The sequence below is a fragment of the Janthinobacterium sp. GW822-FHT07H11 genome (assembly GCF_058798615.1).
The window spans coordinates 986762-1006800 of record NZ_CM179507.1; the positions used below are offsets into that span (position 1 = coordinate 986762).

At 66.7% G+C, this 20039-nt stretch carries 15 protein-coding genes; 4 read left to right on the forward strand and 11 right to left on the reverse strand.

Annotated features, from left to right (window positions below; all coding sequences use genetic code 11):
• Positions 1-114: 114 nt before the first annotated feature.
• Together queC and AC3RCJ_RS04400 are read left to right on the forward strand one after the other, a co-directional pair.
• The gene (queC, locus tag AC3RCJ_RS04395) at positions 115-828 is read left to right on the forward strand and encodes a 7-cyano-7-deazaguanine synthase QueC (protein ID WP_492964770.1); all 714 of its coding nucleotides are present in this window, start codon (positions 115-117) and stop codon (positions 826-828) included.
• A gap of 79 nt (positions 829-907) precedes the next feature.
• A complete protein-coding gene (locus AC3RCJ_RS04400; protein ID WP_492964772.1) occupies positions 908-1804 on the forward strand; it encodes a sterol desaturase family protein in 897 nt (298 codons plus the stop codon).
• A gap of 4 nt (positions 1805-1808) precedes the next feature.
• Here AC3RCJ_RS04400 and AC3RCJ_RS04405 read toward each other — a convergent pair whose 3' ends face one another.
• The 5 genes from AC3RCJ_RS04405 to AC3RCJ_RS04425 all read right to left on the reverse strand — a co-directional run bounded on the left by AC3RCJ_RS04405 (position 1809) and on the right by AC3RCJ_RS04425 (position 7257).
• Positions 1809-2492, reverse strand: coding sequence for a helix-turn-helix domain-containing protein (locus AC3RCJ_RS04405; protein WP_492964774.1), 684 nt, complete (start codon positions 2490-2492; stop codon positions 1809-1811).
• 46 nt (positions 2493-2538) lie between these two features.
• Positions 2539-3759: a RhtX/FptX family siderophore transporter gene (locus AC3RCJ_RS04410; protein WP_492964776.1), complete on the reverse strand. Its 1221-nt coding sequence runs from the start codon at positions 3757-3759 to the stop codon at positions 2539-2541.
• A complete protein-coding gene (locus tag AC3RCJ_RS04415) occupies positions 3756-4154 on the reverse strand; it encodes a cupin domain-containing protein (RefSeq protein WP_492964778.1) in 399 nt (132 codons plus the stop codon). The genes AC3RCJ_RS04410 and AC3RCJ_RS04415 overlap by 4 nt, the downstream gene beginning before the upstream one ends.
• Before the next feature lie 8 nt (positions 4155-4162).
• Entirely contained in the window at positions 4163-6223 is a 2061-nt protein-coding gene (locus tag AC3RCJ_RS04420; RefSeq protein WP_492964780.1) for a TonB-dependent siderophore receptor, read from the reverse strand.
• A gap of 167 nt (positions 6224-6390) precedes the next feature.
• Positions 6391-7257 (reverse strand): helix-turn-helix transcriptional regulator, encoded by an 867-nt coding sequence (locus tag AC3RCJ_RS04425; protein WP_492964782.1) that lies wholly within the window; start codon positions 7255-7257, stop codon positions 6391-6393.
• A 260-nt stretch (positions 7258-7517) separates the two neighbouring features.
• On the opposite strand from AC3RCJ_RS04425, the gene AC3RCJ_RS04430 reads away from it, so the two are divergent.
• Positions 7518-10568 carry a sensor domain-containing diguanylate cyclase gene (locus tag AC3RCJ_RS04430; protein WP_492965273.1) on the forward strand — a complete coding sequence of 1017 codons (3051 nt, stop codon included), beginning with the start codon at positions 7518-7520 and terminating at the stop codon, positions 10566-10568.
• On the opposite strand, the gene AC3RCJ_RS04435 is transcribed toward AC3RCJ_RS04430, so the two are convergent.
• A complete protein-coding gene (locus AC3RCJ_RS04435) occupies positions 10569-11033 on the reverse strand; it encodes a hypothetical protein (protein ID WP_492965274.1) in 465 nt (154 codons plus the stop codon).
• A gap of 522 nt (positions 11034-11555) precedes the next feature.
• On the opposite strand from AC3RCJ_RS04435, the gene AC3RCJ_RS04440 reads away from it, so the two are divergent.
• Positions 11556-12065 carry a hypothetical protein gene (locus tag AC3RCJ_RS04440; RefSeq protein ID WP_492961860.1) on the forward strand — a complete coding sequence of 170 codons (510 nt, stop codon included), beginning with the start codon at positions 11556-11558 and terminating at the stop codon, positions 12063-12065.
• Positions 12066-12265: 200 nt separating this feature from the next.
• On the opposite strand, the gene AC3RCJ_RS04445 is transcribed toward AC3RCJ_RS04440, so the two are convergent.
• The 5 genes from AC3RCJ_RS04445 to AC3RCJ_RS04465 all read right to left on the reverse strand — a co-directional run bounded on the left by AC3RCJ_RS04445 (position 12266) and on the right by AC3RCJ_RS04465 (position 19944).
• Positions 12266-15406, reverse strand: coding sequence for an efflux RND transporter permease subunit (locus AC3RCJ_RS04445; RefSeq protein WP_492961862.1), 3141 nt, complete (start codon positions 15404-15406; stop codon positions 12266-12268).
• A 25-nt stretch (positions 15407-15431) separates the two neighbouring features.
• Entirely contained in the window at positions 15432-16637 is a 1206-nt protein-coding gene (locus AC3RCJ_RS04450; RefSeq protein ID WP_492961864.1) for an efflux RND transporter periplasmic adaptor subunit, read from the reverse strand.
• Between the two features lie 13 nt (positions 16638-16650).
• Positions 16651-17883 carry a TolC family protein gene (locus AC3RCJ_RS04455; RefSeq protein WP_492961866.1) on the reverse strand — a complete coding sequence of 411 codons (1233 nt, stop codon included), beginning with the start codon at positions 17881-17883 and terminating at the stop codon, positions 16651-16653.
• A gap of 105 nt (positions 17884-17988) precedes the next feature.
• A complete protein-coding gene (gene czcI, locus AC3RCJ_RS04460) occupies positions 17989-18351 on the reverse strand; it encodes a cation efflux protein, CzcI family (RefSeq protein ID WP_492961868.1) in 363 nt (120 codons plus the stop codon).
• Positions 18352-18393: 42 nt separating this feature from the next.
• A complete protein-coding gene (locus AC3RCJ_RS04465; RefSeq protein WP_492961870.1) occupies positions 18394-19944 on the reverse strand; it encodes a C13 family peptidase in 1551 nt (516 codons plus the stop codon).
• Between the last annotated feature and the right edge of the window lie 95 nt (positions 19945-20039).

Consider the following 20039-nt stretch of genomic DNA (forward strand, 5'->3'; position numbering starts at 1 on the left):
CTGCATGTTACCGGAATAGGTAAATTGATGGCGGACGAATAAGTATTTTTTGCACTGGGAATCATGTTTCCCCGCGCACAATTGGAACAGCATCACACTGAAAAGAAAGAAATTATGCTAGCAACCGACTCCGCACTGGTGCTCTTTAGCGGTGGACAAGATTCCACCACCTGCCTGGCCTGGGCCCTCAAGCACTATAGCCGCGTGGAAACCATCGGCTTTGACTATGGGCAGCGCCATGCGATCGAGCTGACCGTGCGTCCCGGCGTGCTCGAGCAGATGCGCCAGCAGTCGCCCGAATGGGACAGCCGCCTGGGCCAGGATCACATGATCGATCTGTCGCTGATTTCCGCCATTTCCGATACGGCCATGACGCAGAACGTCGAGATCGTCATGCAGGAAAACGGCTTGCCGAACACCTTTGTGCCCGGACGCAACTTGCTGTTCATGACGGTGGCCGCCACCGTGGCCTACCGCCGCGGCTTGACGGTGCTCGTCGGCGGCATGTGCGAGACGGATTTTTCCGGCTACCCGGATTGCCGCGACGATACGATGAAGGCGCTGCAAGTGGCCCTGAACCTGGGCATGAACACGCGTTTGAAGCTGGAAACGCCGCTGATGTGGCTGGACAAGGCGCAAAGCTGGGACCTGGCGGAAGACCTGGGCGGCCAGCCGCTGGTCGACCTGATCCGCAGCGGCACGCACACGTGCTACCTGGGCGAGCGCGGGCAATTGCACGACTGGGGCTATGGTTGCGGCACTTGCCCCGCCTGCGCGCTGCGCGCGAATGGCTACCGGCAGTACGCGGCGAGGAAGGCCGCAAAGTAAGGACGTTTGCGCCGTTTCTTCAAGCGGCGCGGCAGGGGGACAAGCCATGCTGTGGTTTTTGCCACAGGAGCAGTTTACCATGACATCCCTCTTTGCCGCGCTGTACGGCCCCGTGTTCTGGGCCGGCTTCATCGGCGCCGCCACCGTGCTGGTGGCGCTTCGTCAACATTCCCTCTGGGTTTTGCCGCCCTTGCTGCTGCTGGCCCTGCTCACGTCCTTTCTTGCCGAACGTTATCTGCCGTATGACGCTGCCTGGAACCACGCGCAAGGCGACGGCTGGCGCGATGTCGTGCACGCGTTCGTCAACGAAGCGTTGTACCTGCTGGGCCTGGCTGCCTTTCCCCTGCTGGCGGGGCATTTGGCGCTGGGGCCGTTCTGGCCCGGCGACTGGCCGTTCTGGGTGCAGCTGCTGCTGGCGATTGTCATTGCCGACTGCGGTATCACGCTCGTGCATTACCTGAGCCACCATTATTATTTTCTGTGGAAACTGCATGCCGTGCACCACAGCGTGCAGCGCCTGTATGGCTTCAATGGCTGGATGAAACACCCGCTGCATCTGCTGCTGGAAGCGGCGGGCGGCATGCTGCCCTTGCTGCTGCTGGGCATACCGGAGCCCGTCATGGGCGTGCTGGCGTTTGCCGTGGCGATCCAGCTATTGCTGCAGCACGCGAATGTCGACATGCGCATGGGGCCGCTACGCCATGTGTTCGCCTGGGCGCCGCTGCACCGTTTTCACCACATGAAATACGGCACGGCCGGCGACGTGAATTTCGGCCTGTTCTTTACCTGCTGGGATCGCCTGCTGGGCACCCGTTTCGACGCACCCGGTTACCGCATGCGGGGCGAGGACCTGGGCATCGGCAGCCGGCCCGACTATCCGGTCGCCTATCTGCCGCAACTGCTGGAACCGCTGCGCGCGGAAGAGGGCGTGCGCGCGCCCGAGCTGCCGGCCGGCTTGAAGCAGGCGCTGAAGTGAACCCTTAATCGAGCAGCGTGACCTTGAGCTGGCGCAAGCTGCGGTCGGCGCGCACGCCGAACAGGCTGCGCATGGTGCGCGAAAAATGCGCGGCATCGGCAAAACCGGCGCCGTGGGCCGCCTCTGTCAGCGTGCTGCCGAGCAAGATGAAACGGATGGCCAGGCGCAAGCGGCGCCATAGCACCAGCCGCCGCACGGGCAAGCCCAGCTGCGCGCTGAACAGGCGTTCCAGCTGGCTCAGCGACAGATGCGCGGCCCCGGCCACGGCCGCCGCGCTGACCTTGCCCGACAGCAGCACATCGACCTGGTCCAGCGCCCGCTGCACGCGCGCGTCGGCCAGGATCTCGCGCGGCTGTGCCAGCAGCGCGGCGGCGATGGCGTCCACGCCGGGAGCGCCTGCGCCGCCAGTTGCCGCCAGCAGGGCCGCAGCGCTCAGGCGTTGCGGTTCCGCATAGATGGTCAGCATGGGCGCCGGCGCGGCCACGATGGCGTGCGGGCGCAGGCTGTCGATCAGCAAGTGCCGCGCCGTGTGGACGATGCCGTCGAGCCGGACCGTGAAGGCTGCGCCCGTGCTCAGCATCAACTGGTGCGCGTAATGGGCGTGGCTGTCCGTGGCGCCGGCCGCGCCATACAAAATGGCAAAGTCCGGCGCCAGCCATAAGCTTCCCTGCCAGCGGTCGTCGTACAAGCGATGCTCCTGTGTCTGCAATCGCCAATACTGTACAGCAGCGTGCTCAGGCCCGCTGGCCTTGCTGCGCCAACGGGCGCGCCAGCCACATGGCCAGCAGCGCGCAGGCGATGCCTAGCATGAAACTGCCGCCATAGCCGGCGGTGGCCGTCACGCCCGTCAAGGTGGACGAAGTGAGGACTTCGCCGCCGTCGCGCATGCTTTGCACGGCCGTCATGTCCGTGCCCGCCTGGCCGTTCCGGCGCGCAAACTGCATGGCCATGGTCAGCATGGAGACCGAAGCGCAGCCGGCGCCAAAGCAGCCGAGCGCCGTCGCCAGCCAGACCAGGCCGGACGGCAGGGGCGCGGACATGGCTGCGAGCCACAGCCACAGGCCGGCAGCGCCAGCCGAGGCGCCTAGGCCGAGCAGGAAGATGCGCTGCGGGCCATGGCGGCCGATCAGCCAGGCGCCGCCGCCGCAGCCCAGCAGCACGGTGATCATGCCGCCGGCCATGCCCACCTTGCCGACCTCGTCCAGCGGCCAGCCGGCGTCGACCAGCAGCAGCTTCGACAGGCCATAGCCGGCCACGGCCGTCATCGACGACAAAAAGGCGATGCCCAGCAGCGCAGGCGCACCAGGGCGGCCGATAAAACCGCGCAAGCTGGCGCGGCGCGGCGCCGATGCGGTGGGCGTGGCCGCGAGCGGGCTCTCCTGCCACAGCACGACGAGCGCCAGGCTGCCGGCGCTGATGGCTGCCAGCGCCAGCAGCGCCACGCCTTGGCCGAACATACCCGACAGCATCAACACCCCGGAACCGCCCGTAAAGAATCCCACCATGGTGCCGCCCACCTGCAAGGCGTTGGCGCGGCCCAGCGCGGCGCCCTCGAAGCGTTCGGCCAGCAGGCCGTCGGTGGCGATATCCTGCGTGGCGCTGGCCAGCGAACCCAGCGCCGCCAGGGCGACGATCAGCGGCGCGCTGGCTGCCGACAGCCCCAGCAGGGCAGCGCCCAGCAGGCAGGCGGTGGCCAGCGCCTGCATCGGCAGCAGCCAGCTGCGGCGCCGGCCCAGGCGAGCATGCCAGCGGTTGTCGACCTGTGCCGCCCAGAGAAATTTCAGTACCCAGGGCAAGCCCACCAGCGGCAAGAAGGCCAGGACGTCGAGCGGCGCGCCGTCGCGGCGCAGCATGGCCGGCAGCGCTTCCATGGCCAGCCCCAGCGGCACGCCCTGCGTGAAGTACAGGGCCGCCACCATCAACCACAGGTGTGCCCGCCGCAGCGCCGGCCTCATGCGGCACCGCCCACTTTGCGGTGTTCGCTGCCGATGCTGGGCGTGATGAACAGCAGGCGTCCTGGAACATGCACGTGCAGCCGGTGCCAGGTGCCGCGCGCCACGATGCAGGCCTGCCCCGCCTGCAGGGCGACGCGGCGTTCCGCGCCGTCGTCGGCCTGCAGCACCAGCTCGATGCTGCCTTCGAGCAGGCTCAGTGTTTCATCGCCGCGCGGATGGCGCTCCCAATGGTCGCCATGCACGGACTGGGCGTCGCTGACGTGCCTGACGCCGATGATCCAGTCGGCGCGGCTCTTGCCGCGCGCGTGGTAGGGCATGGCCAGGGCCTGCGCACCGGCGTGCAGGGCCAGCAGGTGGCCGTCGAGCGGGAACAGGGTGAAGGTATCGTCGGTCATGGCAAGCCTCAATATTGGGCGCGCACGGACAGCATCACGCTGCGCGGCTCGCCATAGCGGTTGTTCCAGGCCGTGCCGGACAGGCTCTGGTAATAGTGTTTGTCGAACAGGTTGTTCAGGTTGAGCGCGGCCGTGAAGTGGCGGTCGATGCGCCAGGCCAGGCGGGCATTGGCCAGCGCATAGCCGCCCTGGCGCAGGGTCACGCCGCCCGATGTCACGCTGTAGTGGCTTTGCGCCTGCAGGCCGAGTCCGGCGCTCAGGCGGCGTCCGGCCCACGGCAGGGTGGCGTTGGCCCACGCGCGCAGGATGTGGGCGGGCGCGAAGCTGGCAAACGGCTGGCCCTGCGCTTCGGCGTCCTTCAGGTAGCGCGTCGTGTTGTAGCTGTAGCTGGCGGACAGGTTCAGGCCGGGCGTGAGCTGGCCGTTCGCTTCCGCTTCCAGGCCCCGGCTTTGCACCTCGCCGCCGGCGATGTAGTAGCAGACGTTGCCCGCGCAGGGGAAATTCGGGTCTTCCTGGGCCCGCTTGTTCTGGCGGATCTGGTACACGGCCAGGGAAACGTCGAGCTTGCCATTTGCCAGTGCGCCCTTGATCCCCGCCTCCAGATTGTTGCCCGTGACGGGATCGAGCGTCTTGCCGTCGAAGGTGGTCTGGCTTTGCGGCTGGAACACTTGCGTGTAGCTGCCATAGCCCGACCATTGCGGCGACAGGGCGTAGACCAGGCCGCCGTACGGCGTCAACTGGGTGTCCGGCTCCACGCGCGCCGTGCGCGTTTCCTGTTTCCAGCGGCTCAGGCGCGCGCCCGCGATGGCCGTCAGCGCGTCGCTCACCTGGAAGCGCCCCATGGCATAGGCGCCCCACTGGCTGACCTTGGCCGGGCCGCGCGAGGCATAGGCACTGGTGGCCGGCTGCGCCAGCGCGTAGGGGTTCCAGTGGAAGATGTCGACCGTCCCCGTCGGCGGCGGCAGGAAGCTGGCCGAGAACTGCTCGCTGGACGTGTGCTGGACATTGGCGCCCATTAACAATTCATGCTGGCGTCCGCCCAGGCGGAAGGGGCCGCTGGCGTAGGCGTCCACGCTGTTCTGGCCATTGTCGAAGCGGTAGGCGGCGCCCATCACGCTGGACGACGGGCGCCGGTCGCGGCGCGCGGCGCCATACGCGCCCGCGTATTTCAGGAAAGAGTCGCCGGACAGGTGATTGGCCTGCACCCTGGCTTGCCAGCCGTTGGCAAAATGCTGTTCCAGGCTGGCGAAGACGCGCTGGGTATCCCAGTCGAACTGGTCCCAGGCCGCATCGAGATAGGTGGAACGGGGCAGGCCGATATCGCCGCCATCCGCATAGCGGGGCACGCCCGCCATATTGGTGATGGAACGGATGCGCTGTTTCTGCGCACCCAGGCTGAGCGTGCTGCCCGGCGCCAGGTCCAGCTCGGCCACGGCATACAGGTTGCTGCTGTTCTGCTGCGCCACGTCATAGAAAAAGCCCCGTTCCTCGTGCGTGGCGACAACGCGCGCGCGCAGCGTGGCGGCGGCGTTCAGGGGGCCGCCGATGTCGGCTTCGCCCCGGTGCCGGTGCCAGCTGCCGGCCGACAGCGCGCCCTGCGCGGCATAGGCCTTTTGCGGCCGCTTGGCCACCAGGTTGATGGTGGCGGCCGGGTTACCGCTGCCGTGCAGCAAGCCATTCGCGCCGCGCAGGATTTCCACGCGCTCCAGCATCGCCATGTCCTGTTGCGGACTGGCCATGCTGCCCATCAGTACGGGCACGCCATCCTGTTCGAAGGAATCGATCTTGAAGCCGCGCGCATAGTAGGCCGTGGTCAGCAGCTGGAACGGCTGTACCGTGGTGCCTGGCGCTTGCTGCAGCACCTCGTCCAGCGTGCGCAGGTGTTGCTCCTGCATGCGTTCCTGGCTGATGATGCTCAGCGACTGCGGCGTTTCCTTCAGCGCCGCGCCCGTCTTGCCCATGCTGGCGCCCGCTTCGCGCGTGGCCGTGACGGCGATGACGGGCAGGCTGGCCTCGGGTGGCGGCGCATCGGCCGCCTGCGCCAGATGGCTGCAGCCGAGGGCGGCCATGAGATGCAGGGTATGCCGGGGCCAGCGGACGCCGCGTGGGGGGAGTGAAGACATTGCCATGAAAAACCGGACCTTTCGTATTGAGAATCAATCTCAATATGGTAAGGAAGGCGGGCGCCAGGGCGTTAAGGATTGCCGCTGTTTTTCTGGCGATTGCGGGTATTGCGTCAGGCGCAGCGCAGGCCGCTGGGGGAAACGCCGTAGCGCTGCCGGAACACCTTGCTGAAATGCGAATCCGTATAGCCGCAGGCGTGCGCCGCGTCGGCCACGCTGATGTTGCCGGACGCGAGCATGCGGTAGGCCAGTTCCAGCCGCTGCTGGCGCACGTAGGCGAAGACGCTGGTGCCGAACAGCTGGCGAAAGCCCAGGCTCAGGGTGCTGGCGTTGGTGCCGGCCAGGCGCGCCAGTTCCGGCAAGGTAGGCGGTGCGTGCAGCCGCTGCAGCAGGATGTCGCGCGCCTGCTGCAGGCAGCGCAGCTGGCGCGTGCCTGGCGCCGCCTCGGCCGGCGCGCACGTGCCGGCCAGGCCGTCCATCACAGCGGCCGTCAGTTCCAGCGCCTTGCCCGACAAATACAGCTGGCGCAGCGGACCGGACAACGGGCACAGCATGATTTGCCTGCCCAGCGCCTGCAGCGTCTTGCCGGCGCGCCCGTTCGCCGTCGCCATGGCGTGCCGCGTGGCCGGCGCGATGCGCCGTGCCAGCGCGTCCAGTTCGGCGCCGAAGGTGTCGTGCAGGGCCGCCATCGGCATGCGCACGCTCAGGTACTGCAGCGGTTGCCGCGCGGCATAGCGGTGGCTGACGACGAATGGCGTTTCGCTCAGGCTGATGTGGAAGGCCGGGCCTTCGACATGCACGGCGCCGCCGCTTTGCAGTTGATAGTCAAGTTGCCCGCCCAGGACCAGCACCAGTTTCAGCCCTGCCTCATTGTGCTCGACGCCGTGCGCCGGCTCGGGGAAAGACAGGGTGCCCGCACTGAGCGCCAGTCTGGGCGTGGTCAGCGGTAGGTGCCAGGAAGTGTCACGGGAGGAAGGCATGGGCGGGCGCGGAAGAGAGCTGGGGAGACAATTATAAATGAGAATCATTATCAGTTACGTACGCGTCGACTTTATGCCGGGAAAACTCCGTTGCAGCTCCGTAATGTGTGGTCTTTTTAACACAAAATACAGCATTGCAAGCCCGCCTGCTGTAACGTACTATCATTCATATCTGCTACTGATGGTAGATGCTTTAGCCCGCTGCCAGCCTGGTGCGTGACTTGCGGTGGTCAGATGCCCGATCAGCTTTTCAGCCAGCCATGAACAAACGCGCAGCTCCGTTGTTTCTTGCCAAGCCAGTGTCGGACTGGGTGGGGCCGCGCCTGTTTGCCGCGCTGGTGCTGGCGCTGTGCCTGGGGCTGACATATGGCGCCTGGCGCAATGCCAACGATGTGAGCGAGCAGCAGGTCCAGGCCGATTTTGATTTCCGCGTGCGCGAACTGGTGGGCAGCATCGTCGGCCGCATGCAGACGTATATCCAGGTGTTGCACGGCGTGCAGGGCCTGTATGCGAGTTCGCAGGATGTCACGCGCGCCGAGTTCCATGCCTACCTGGCGCAGCAGCAGGTGGACCGTCATTTTCCCGGCATCCATGGCGTCGGTTATCTGCCGCTGGTGTCGGGCGCGGCGCGCGCGCGGCACGAGGCACAGGTACGCATGGAGGGCTATCCCGGCTATGCCATCCGCCCGCCCGGCCAGCGCGCCTGGCACGCCCCCATCACTTACCTGGAACCCTTGAGCGACAGCAACCTGCTGGCCTTCGGCTACGATATCCTGTCCGAGCCGGTGCGCCGCGCGGCGCTGGAGCAGGCGCGCGACACGGGGCTCGCTGTCATGACGGGCAAGATCCACCTGGTGCAGGATCGCGGCAATGGCGATGCGCATGGCTTCCTGATCGTCCTGCCCGTGTATGACAATGGCCTGGTGCATGCCAGCGTGGAACAGCGCCGCGCCGCGCTGCGCGCCTGGGTCTTCGCGCCGTTCCGCATGGGCGACCTGATGGCTGGCGTGGGGGGCGAGGCGTCGCGCCAGCTGGACCTGGAAATCTACGATGGCGCGCAGCTGAACGAGGCCGCGCTGATGTACGACAGCATGCCGGGGACGCGCTCGGCCTTGGCCTCGGCCACGCTGGCGTCGCGGCAGGCGTTGACGATCGCCGGCCATGCCTGGACCTTGCGCGTGCGCGCCATGCCCGGTTTCGACGGCGACACGCTGGAACGGCCGCGGGCCGTGGCCTGGACGGGCGTCCTGGTCAGCCTGGCGCTGGCGCTGGCCGCCTGGCTGCTGGCCGCCAGCCGCGCGCGCGCGCAGGGGGCGCTGGCGCGCGCCAGCGAACTGGCGGGCCAGCTGGAACAGGGGCAGGCCAGCGTGCTGGCCATGGCCGAGGCGGCGCAGCGCAGCCAGGCCATGCTGCGCAACATACTCGACTCGACCATCGACGGCATCCTGGTCGACAATGTGGATGGCCGCATCTTCACGTCGAACCGGCGTTTCCGCGACTTGTGGCAGGTGCCCGATGCGCTCGACTGGCAAGCCGATGGCGACGCGCTGGTACGCCATGTGGAGAGCCAGCTGGAGCAGGCCGTGCCCTTCCTGCAGGCCCGCGCGCGCGCGCCGCAAGGCCACCGCGAGCGGCGCGATGTGCTGCACCTGCGCGACGGGCGGGTGATCGAGCAATACATCCGCAGCATGCAGCTGGGCAATGAGCAGGCGCGGCTGTGGACTTTCCGCGATATCAGCGAGCGCAGCCAGGTGGAGCGGCGCGAACATACGCGGCGGCAAGTGCTGGAAATGCTGGCCACGGGCGCGCCGCTGGAGCGGGTGCTGGAAAGCGTGGTGCTGGCCGTGCAGGCCGACCATCCGGCCATGTTATGCAGCATCCTGCTGCTCGACGAGAGCCGCAACCGGCTGGTGCTGGGGGCGGCGCCCAGCCTGCCCGCGTTCTTCAACCTGTCCAGCCATGGCCACGACCTCAGTACCTTGCAGGGCGTGCACGGCATCGCCGCGCAAGCCGTGCGGAGCGGCCAGCGCGTGATCGTGGCGGACTTGCATGCCGATGCCGGGACGCAGGGCACGATGGAACTGGCATGGCGGGCCCAGCTGCAATCGTGCTGGGCAGAGCCCGTGCGTGGCGGCTCGGGCAAGCTGCTCGGCGTGCTGATGGCCTATCACCGCGAACCGATGCTGCCCGGCGCGGGACACCTGGCGCGGCTGGGCGAGGCGGCCCACCTGGCGGGCATGGCCATCGAGCAGGCGCAGGTGGCGCTGGCGCTGCGTGCGGGCGAAGCGCGCTTCCGCAGCCTGTACGACCATGCCCCCGTGGCCCTGTGGGAACAGGACTGGTCGGCCGTGCGCGCCGCGCTCGATGCGCTCGCCGCATCGGGCACGGGCGAGCTTGACACCTATCTGCAGGAGCATCCTGGCGAGCTCAAGCGCCTGGCGGGACTGGTGCGTATCATCGACGCGAATGGCGCGGCGCTGGCGCAGGTACGCGCCAACGAAGAGGACCAGCGGCGCGGCGCGCTGGGACTGGCGCAGAATTTCGACGACAGCGCCTTGCCCCGCTTTGGCGATGCCTTGCTGGCGCTGGCCGGCGGCGCCCACCTGTACGAGTGCGAAAGCAGCTTCGTGCGGCTTGACGGCGCGGCGCGGCAGAACGAACTGAGCTTGCTGGTGATGCCGGGCCATGCGGACAGCCTGGACTTTGTCATGGTGTCATCGCTCGACATTACCGAGCGCAAGCGCATGAATGCGGAACTGCTGCAGCTGGCCACCACGGACTTCCTGACGGGCTTGCCGAACCGGCGCCAGTTCATGGCGGCGCTGGAAAATGAGCATGCGCGCCTGCAGCGCGAACTGGCCAGCTGCGCCACCGTGCTGATGCTCGATATCGATCACTTCAAGCGCGTCAACGACGAGCATGGCCACGCCGTGGGCGATGCCGTGCTGCGCCACCTGGGGGCGCTGATGTGCCAGGAACTGCGCAAGGTCGACGTGCCGGGCCGCGTGGGCGGGGAAGAGTTTGCCATCCTGCTGCCCGGTACCGACCTGGCGGCGGCCGCCGTGTTTGCCGAGCGGCTGCGCAGGCGCGTGGCGGAAAGTGCGCTGACGGTCGAGGGCGGCATCCTGGTCACGATCACGATTACGGTCAGCATCGGCATGGCGGCCATGGCCGGCACGGATGCCGATTGCGACGCCGTGCTGGCGCGCGCCGACGAGGCGCTGTACCGCGCCAAGCGGGGCGGGCGCAACCGTATCGAGCAGAATGACGGCGGCGGCGATGGCGTGCTCAGCAAGTTCATGGCACAGTGATTACAGGCTGTGCTGGCGCGCCTGCTGCTTGCGGCTGCGGCTGACCAGCAGCCAGACGATGGCGACGGGAATGAGCAGCGGCAGCAGCACGGGCGCCGTCAAGGCCAGGGCCAGCACCATGCAGGCCGCCACGGCCGCCACCAGGAACAGGCCCACGCCAGCGAGCACCACGCCCGCGACGACGGCGGCGCAGACGAGCGCCACGGCAGCCAGCAGCAGGCCGCCACTGGCAAACACCAGCGCGAACAGGGCACCGAGCGGGCCGTCGATGTCATCGCCATCGATGTGCATCACCATGTCGCTGGAACCGACCTTGTCGAGGAACAGGCAGGCCAGGACGACGATAAGGGCGAACGCGAGTATTTTTTTCATGATGGGCCTCTGTGTGGTGGTGACGGGGTGGAACATGTTCACACTGTAGGGGACGGCCAGCGCCGTGGCCAGCGGCGTGCGACAGGCGGTCATATTGGCGGCATGGACGGCGCGCGGCGGGCGAAAAGGCTGGTTTTTAACAAGATTTCTTTTCTTGTAATGCGCGCAAGCCGACCTATACTGAATACCTCAGTCGCGCAAGGAGGGCAACATGCTTTTGTTTGCAGATACCGGGGATCAATCGCTATCCCCCCCTGACCATCGCATCACGCGCCAGCGTAGCGCCACGCAGTCTTGCGCCGAACCCGTCGGTGCGCCATCGGCGATCCCGCCGATCATCATCAACCCGTTCAACTACCACGCTCCGTTGCCTGCGATCGACCCGCGCTGGGTACCGCCCGGCCCGCCATTGACCTGGCCCGGCCGGCCCACCATGTCCATGTGCTGACGGGCAGGCGGGCGCAGTTGTGCAAGCGCGCGGCGCTGGCTTGGCTGCGCCTGCCTGCTGCGTACGTGGCAGGCAGGCGGTGGACGTGCCGCCGGCCCCGTCCGGGCGGCACGGGCGGTCGATTTCGACTATCATGCTAGCCCCGACCTTCCATCACGAGCACCGCCATGAGTACCGATTTCCCCGATTTTTCCGACGAATCCACCGAGCAGGACAACGACGCCCCGATCCAGGAACCGCGCCTGTGGGTAGGCAACGGCTGGACGGCGCGCGTGATCAAGAACGAGGAAGATGAAGGCTGGGCCGTGGCCATGATCAAGGATGGCGAGCCGGAGCCGGCCCTGGTGGGCCCGTGGACCATGGGCCGCGACAAGAAAAACCCGAAGCCGCTCGACGTCAACGCGTTTAACACGCTGGTGAAGACGGCGTCCGAGGTGCTGCGCCGCCACGAGCAGCAGCTGCATGCGCAATTGCACAAGAATGTGTTCGTCGCCACCGACGAGGGGCAGATCAAGGTCATGTTCGACATCGTGCCCGACGAAGACCATCCATACGCGGAACTGAGCGCCTACGACGCCGACGGCGAACAGATCGCCAAGGTACGCACCTCGGCCGCCTTCAAGTTCAACGCCACGTCGGCGGCGAACTGGATCGAAGGCGGCTACCGCCGGCCGTAAGCTGCACAACGTGTCGGATTACGCGTGTCCTTCGGCCACGCTAATCCGACCTACATCCTCCTCTACCTTTTCTTGCCTGCGGTACGCCAGCCGGTACAGCAGCCAGGTAGGTCGGATCAGGCCTGAAAGGCCGTCATCCGACGTTGCCACCAGCGTCGACAATGCGTCGGATTACGCGCTTGCGACCTCGGCGGCCCCCGCTAATCCGGCCTGCCTCTTACGGCATACGCCAGCCGGTACAGCAATGGCAGCACCAGCAGCGTCAGGGCCGTCGACGACAAAATGCCGCCGATCACCACGGTGGCCAGCGGGCGCTGCACTTCGGCGCCCGTACCCGTGGCAATGGCCATCGGCACGAAGCCCAGCGAGGCCACCAGCGCCGTCATCAAGACGGGCCGCAAACGCGTGATCGCTCCCTCGCGTATCGCATCCTGCAAGGGCATGCCCTGTTCGCGCAGCTGGCGGATGTAGGCGATCATCACCAGGCCGTTGAGCACGGCCACGCCGGACAGGGCGATGAAGCCCACGGCCGCCGAGATCGACATGGGGATGTCGCGCAGCCACAGGGCGACGATGCCGCCCGTCAAGGCGAACGGGATGCCGCTGAAGACCAACAGCCCATCCTTCACGTTGCCGAACATGGCGAACAGCAACACAAACACGAGGGCCAGGGCCACGGGCACCACCAGTTCCAGGCGTTTCGTGGCCGACTGCAATTGCTCGAACTGGCCGCCCCAGCTGGTCCAGTAGCCGGCCGGAATGGCCACCTGCGCTTGCAGCTGCCGCGTGGCGTCGGCCACGAACGAGCCGATATCGCGCCCGCGCACGTTGGCGCTGATGACGATGCGGCGCTTGCCGTCTTCGCGGCTGATCTGGTTCGGCCCCGGCGCCACTTGCAGGCTGGCCACTTCGCCGAGCGGGATGAAGCGGGCGCGGCCTTCCGCCGCCGCGCCCAGGGGCAGGGCGATGGGCAGGCGTTTGAGTTGCTCCAGGTCGCTGCGCAGGCTGTCGGGCAGGCGCACGACGATGTCGAAGCGGCGGTCGCCCTGGAACAGCGTGCCCGCCTCTTGCCCGCCGATGGCCGTGGCGATCGCCGCTTGCACGTCGGCAATATTCAAGCCATAGCGGGCCGTCTGCTCGCGGTCGATCTGCACCGTCAGCATCGGCAACCCCGTCGTCTGTTCGACTTTCACCTCTGTTGCGCCCGGTATCTTGCCCAGCACGCCCGCGATCTTCGCTGCCGTGCTGTCGAGGACGGCCATGTCGTCGCCGAACAGTTTCACGGCCACGTCGCTGCGCACACCGGAAATCAGTTCATTGAAGCGCAGCTGGATCGGTTGCGAAAACTCGTAGTTGTTGCCCGGCAAACTGGTGGCCGTCGCTTCGATTTCCGCCAGCAATTGCTCGCGCGACTTTGTCGGTTCCGGCCACTCGCTGCGGGGTTTCAACATGATGTAGCCGTCGGAAATATTCGGCGGCATCGGGTCAGAGGCGATCTCGGCCGTTCCCGTGCGGGCGAACACGCGCGCGATTTCCTTGTGGTTTGCCATCAGCTTGCTTTCCAGCTGCTGCTGCATGGCCAGCGATTGCGTCAAGCTGGTGCCGGGGATGCGCAAGGACTGGATGGCGATGTCGCCCTCGTTCAGGCTGGGCACGAATTCGCTGCCCATGCGCGTGGCCAGCAAGCCCGACAGCACGACGGCCACCGCCGCGCCCGTCAGCACGACGGGCGTGTTGCGCATCACCTGGTCCAGCAGCGGCGCATACCAGCGCTTGGCGGCGCGCATGATGGCGTTTTCCTTTTCCGCCACCTTGTCGCCGATAAACAGCGCCACGGCGGCCGGAATGAAGGTGATCGACAGCAGCATGGCGCCCAGCAAGGCAATCACCACCGTCAGGGCCATCGGCGTAAACATGCGCCCTTCCACGCCCGTCAGCGCGAAGATGGGCAGGTAGACGACCATGATGATCAGCTGACCATACAGCAAGGGCCGGCGCGCTTCTTGCGATGCCGCAAACACTTCATGAAAACGTTCCTGCAAGGTCAGCGGCCGCCCGAGCTTTTGCTGCGCATGGGCCAGGCGGCGCACGCAGTTTTCCACGATCACCACGGCGCCATCGATGATGATGCCGAAATCGAGCGCCCCCAGACTCATCAGGTTGGCGCTCACATGGTATTGCACCATGCCCGTAAACGTGAACAGCATGGCCAGCGGTATCACCATGGCCGTGATGACGGCCGCGCGGATATTGCCGAGGAACAGGAACAGGATGGCGATCACCAATACCGCGCCTTCGAGCAGGTTTTTCTTCACCGTATTGATCGCCTTGTCGACGAGGACCGTGCGGTCATACACGGTGACGGCGTGCACGCCTTTCGGCAGGCTGCGGTTGATTTCCACCATTTTTTTATCGACGGCTTGCGACACGGCGCGGCTGTTCTGCCCGATCAGCATGAAGACGGTGCCGAGCACCACTTCGCGGCCGTTTTCCGTGGCCGCGCCCGTGCGCAGCTCGCGCCCCAGCACCACGTCGGCCACGTCGCGGATGCGGATCGCCACGCCCTGCACGTTGGCGACGACGATGTTGCCGATGTCATCCTTGGACGCCACCTGGCCCGGCGCGCGTATCAGCAACTGCTCGCCTTGCCGTTCGATGTAGCCGGCGCCCACGTTGCTGTTGTTGCGCTCGAGCGCCGTCACCACGTCTTGCAGGCTGATGCCGTAGGCGGCCAGTTTTTCCGGATACGGCGCCACCTGGTATTGCTTGGCGTAACCGCCGATGGCGTTGATTTCCGTCACACCCGTGACATTGCGCAATTGCGGCTTGATGATCCAGTCCTGGATTTCGCGCAAGTCCGTCGGCGTGTAGGGCGTGCCGTCCGGCTTTTTCGCGCCGCTTTCCGTTTCCACCGTCCACAAATAGATTTCGCCGAGGCCCGTGGAGACAGGCCCCATCTTCGGCGTGATGCCGGCCGGTAAACTTTCCTTGGCTTCCTGCAAGCGCTCGTTGATCATCTGGCGGGCAAAATAGATGTCCGTGCCATCCTTGAAGATCACGGTCACTTGCGACAGGCCATAGCGCGACAGCGAGCGCGTCTGTTCCAGGTTGGGCAAGCCGGCCATGGCCGTCTCGATGGGGAACGTCACGCGCTGCTCGGTTTCCAGCGGCGAGTAGCCGGCCGACTGGGTATTGATTTGCACCTGCACGTTGGTGATGTCGGGCACGGCGTCGATGGGCAGCTTTTGATAGCTGTAGATGCCCAGGCCGGCCATCGCGGCCACGGCCAGCATCACCAGCCAGCGCTGGTCGATGGCGAAGCGGATCAAGCGTTCAAACATGATGGTTTCCTTAGCTTTGACGTGATCAATGTTCGTGGCCGGCGGAGTCCTTGCCCAGCTCGGACTTCAGGACAAAACTGCCTTGCGCCGCGTACGGCGTGCCGGCGGCCAGGCCCTGCTTGATGTGCGTCAAGCTGCCATCGCTGCGCCCCGGCACCACGGGCGTGGCCTGGTAGCCATCCTTCACCTGCACGAAGACGACGGGCTTGTCTTCCACTGTCTGGATGGCCGTGCTCTGCACGGTGACGGGCGCGTCCGCTTCGCCGGACACCACTTCCACCGTGACGAACAGGCCCGGGCGCCAGGCCATGTCGGGATTGGCCAGGCTGATGCGGGCCTTGGCCGTGCGCGTCTGTTCACCGAGCAGCGCGCCCACATAGGTGATCGTGCCTTGCGCGCTGGCGTCGAAAGCGCTGGCTTTCACCTCCGCCTTGCCTCCCATGCGCACGGTGGCCAGGTCTTTCGCCGGCACGGCGATTTCCGCCCATACCGTCGACAGGTCGGAAATGACGAAGATGTTCGCGTCTTCCTTGACGGCTTCGCCCAGGGTGATGTGTTTTTCCAGCACCATGCCGTCGAACGGCGCGCGGATGTCGTAGCGGTTCAGCGGCCCCTTGGCTGCGCCGCTGGCGCCCAGCGCGCCGAGCTTTTGCTGCGCGTTCTGCACGGCGATTTCCGCCTCACGCCACGCTTGCTGGGCCTGCAGGTAATCTTGCTCGGCCGAAATTTTTTCGCGCCACAGCTTTTCTTCGCGCTCATACGTGGAGCGGGCCAGCGACAGCCGCCGCTGCGCCGACAGCAGCGCGCTGCGCTGTTCCGACAGTTCCGTGCTGGCGATGACGGCCAGTACCTGCCCCTTTTTCACCAGCTGGCCCAGGTCGGCGTGCACGGCTTCCACCACGCCGGCCAGGCGCGGCACGACGTGGGCCGTGCGGTCTTCGTTGAAACGGATTTCGCCGGGCAGGGCGACCGTCGTCTTGATGCGCCCGGACGCGGCCGTGGCGATGACGACGCCGGCTGCCTTGCTTTGCGCGGTGCTCAGCTCCAGCTTACCTTCCACTTCTGCGTGGCCGTGTTCGTCTTTCTTTTCAGCATGGGCTTCCACCTTGGCGGCGGTGGGCGGCGCGGTGCTGGAATTGCCCGTGCCGAGGATGAGGGTAGCGAGCACGATGCCGGCGGCCGCGATGGAGACTATGGCGATCGCCTGCTTTTTGTTGAGTGTGATGTTCATTGTCATGGATTCCTTACAGGGGGGCGGGGGCGCCCAGCAGGCGCTCGATCTCGGCAGCGGCGTGTTGCGCTTCGGTCAGCGCGCGCAGGTATTGGTTTTTGGCTTGCAGCAAGGTGCGCTGGGCATCGAGCACGTCGAGGAAGGCGAACTTGCCGAACTCAAAGCCCTTGCTGGCCGCGTCATAGGCGCTCTGGGCGCCTGGCAAGATGTCCTGGCGCAAGCTTTCCACGTCGAGCCGGGCCGTGGCCAGGCGTTCGCTGGCGGCAGCCACGGCCGTCTGCACGGCGATGCGGGCGGCGGCCAGCTCGTCGCTGGCCTTGTCGCTGCGGCGCAAGGCGTCCAGTTTGTTGCCCGCATTGCGGTCGAACAGGGGCAGCGGCAGGGCCAGGCCGATGATGGCCTGGTTGCGGCCCAGTTCTTCCGAGCGTTTCATGCCGATGCTCACCGTGACGTCGGGCGTGGCGCGCCGCTGTTCCACGTCCAGCATGGCTTGCCGCTGCGCCAGCGCGCTGCGGGCCTGGCGCACGGCCGGCGCCTGCTCCAGCCGTGCCGCCAGTTCGCTGCCTGGCGGCAGCTCGGGCAGGGTTTCCAGGCGGCCCTCGGCCACGCTAAAGCGGGGCGCGGCATTGCCCCACAAGGCGGCCAGGCGCTTGCGGGCGCCAGCCAGGGCGCTGCGGGCCAGGTTCAGTTCCAGCTTGACGCTTGCTTCGGCGACCCTGGCGCGGGTTTCCTCGACCGGGGACGCCTTGCCGGCCGTGACCCGGCGCGCCGTGATGTCGCTGGCGCGCGCGGCCAGCGCCTGCGCGCTGTCGGCCAGGCGCAAGCCTTCCTGCGCCGCCAGCACATCGACAAAGGCGGACGTGACTTGCGCGCGCGTGTCGGCTTGCTGCAGTGCAAGGCCGGCCTGCGCCACGTCTTCGCCGCGCTGGGCGACGGCGGTGCGCGCGCCCCGCTTGCCGCCCAGTTCGATCAACTGGTTGAGTTGCACGGTGGTGCTGCGCGTGGCGCGCCGCGTGTCTTCCAGCACCGTTTGCAGTTCCGGGTTGGGCAGGGCGCGCGCCTGCTGCAGGGCGCCGCCCTGGGCCGCCAGTTCATGGCGGGCGGCCGACAGGGTGGCGTTGCCGCCTTCGGCCAGCAGCAGCGCGGCGGGCAGGCTCAGCGGGCCGGCGGGTTCTTCAGGTGTTTGCGCATACGCAAAGTTGCCGGCCAGCAGGCCAGCGGAAAATACCAAGATGATTCGGTACATCGAATTCTCCAAAAGCATGGAAAAGAATTCGACGGGACGCGCAGGCTGGCGCCTGCTTTAGTCAGGCCCGCATATTGCGATCAGTGAAAGAAACGTCCCGTCGGCCTAGATGGCCGACGACCAGTCGGGGCGCTTGGGAGCGTCCGGGATGTGGGAAGCGTAAAAGAAGGGAGAGGTGTCCGCGTTGACGGACGCCATGTCGCCGACGGGCAGGCTGGAGCCGGCCGGCAGCCATGCGTGGCCGATGCCATGGCAGACGTTGCAGTCGCTGTGTGGCTGGCCTTTGGCTTGCTTGTCGGCTTTGTCGCCGGCGGGTTTTTTGTCCGCATCGGCCTTGTGCTGGTGGCTGTGGTGGCCCAGGTGCTGCGCCGCCTTGCCTTCCTCGTGCAGGCAATACGCGCTCGCCGCGGCCCAGGACATCTGGAGCGGAAGCACGAACAGCAGCAAAATGAGGAAGAATCGTCGCATGGTGACGGCTATTGTACAGAAAGGCGGGCGGGCGTGCCCGGCTTAGCGTGGCTGGGCGCGCCACGCCTTCAGCTGCGCGGCGATGGCCTTGCCCTGGAATAGCTGCGGCTCGGAATGCTCTTCCGCCTCCATGCCGCCTTCGCGGAAATCGGCCGCCTCGCGCGCCTGCACCAGCACTTTTGCCTTGTCGAACGCTTCGGCAAAGCCTGCGCTCTTGGGCAAGGCTTCCTTGAAATACGCTTCGCTGAAATAGGTAAAATCGTTCTGGTCGTCGCAGCCGAACGAGGTGCGGTCGCTGCGCGCGGCCGTGATGATGAGGGTGTTGTCATCTTTTAAGGGCGCAATGAAGCCGCCCGCATAGCAGGCCGAGATCACGATGACCTTCCAGCGGATGCCGCTGTGCTTGAGCATGGACGCCAGCTCTTGCGCGGGCAGGCTGTGCAGGTCCATGCCGTTTTGCGCCAGCGCCAGTTCGTGTTCGGGCGAGCCGTGGCTGGTGAGAAATAAAAACAGGATGTCGTTGGCCTTGTCCATCTTCGCGCCCAGGGCGTCGAGGCTGGCGGCGATGCTGGTGCGCGTGGCCATCGGCTGCTGCGCCACCGTGTTGCGGCTGTTGACGAGCATCAAGGAGCGGCCCACGGTGCCGTAATCGCGGTCGAACTGGCGCTGCACGAAGGCCGTTTCGCGGTGAAACACTTCCTGCGCGCCGTCGCCGGCCACGCCCAGCAGGTACAGATTGATCTTTTTCGTCGGGTCGCGCGGCGCGATGCGGGCCAGGGCGCCGTCGAGCAGGCTGCGCTGCTGGTACAGGGCCAGCTCGATATTGTCGCGCGTGAGCTTGTCTGCGGCCGGGTCGTCCAGCTGGCCTTCCGTCCAGTGGCCGCTGTCTTCGCGCCGGCCGTCCGCCTGCGCCACGGCGTAGCGCAGCACGCCCTTGCCGTCGAACTGGCCATTCTTGAAGCCGCCCCGGTATTCATCGCCGTCGGCCGTGCGCAGCACGCCCTCGCCGTCGAATTTCCAGTCTTTCAGCGTGCCTTCGTAATGGATGCCGTCGCTGGTGGTGACCTTCGCCTGGCCCAGCACCTGGCCCTGGACGAATTCGCCCTCGAAGACGGTGCCGTCCGTGTCGGTCAGCTTGCCGGCGCCGTGCGGGCGCCAGTGCTGGAAATGGCCTTCGAAGGTGGCGCCGTCGGCGCCCTGGAAGCGGCCTTGCCCATCGAAGCTGCCCTTGACGAAGCTGCCCGCATAGATTTCGCCCTTGGGCGAGGTGTAGCGGCCGAGGCCATCGAAGGCGCCCTGGCGGAACTCGCCCGTGTATTCGACGCCCGAGGCCTGGCGCAGCTTGCCCTGGCCGGAAAACACGCCGCGCGCGAAGCCCCCTTCATAAAACGCGCCGCTCGCGTACTCGAGCCGGCCCTGGCCGTGCATCTTGCCGTCGACGAGGGGGCCGAAATAGCGCCCGCCATCGGCCGTCTCGGCCGCCGGCACGGCGGCGGGTGGCGCGGCGCACAGCGGCGGCATGCCCAGCGCGGCAAACAGCAGCAGGCCGGCAAGCGTGTAGGGGCGTAGGGTGGCGCGTAGCGGTGCGGTCATGGGGGCGATCTGGTCTGTGGAGGGGGTCTAGTCTGCCACCGTATCGCCAGCCTGGCAAATGCCGGCACGACGCGTGTTGTGCTGCCTCACAGCAA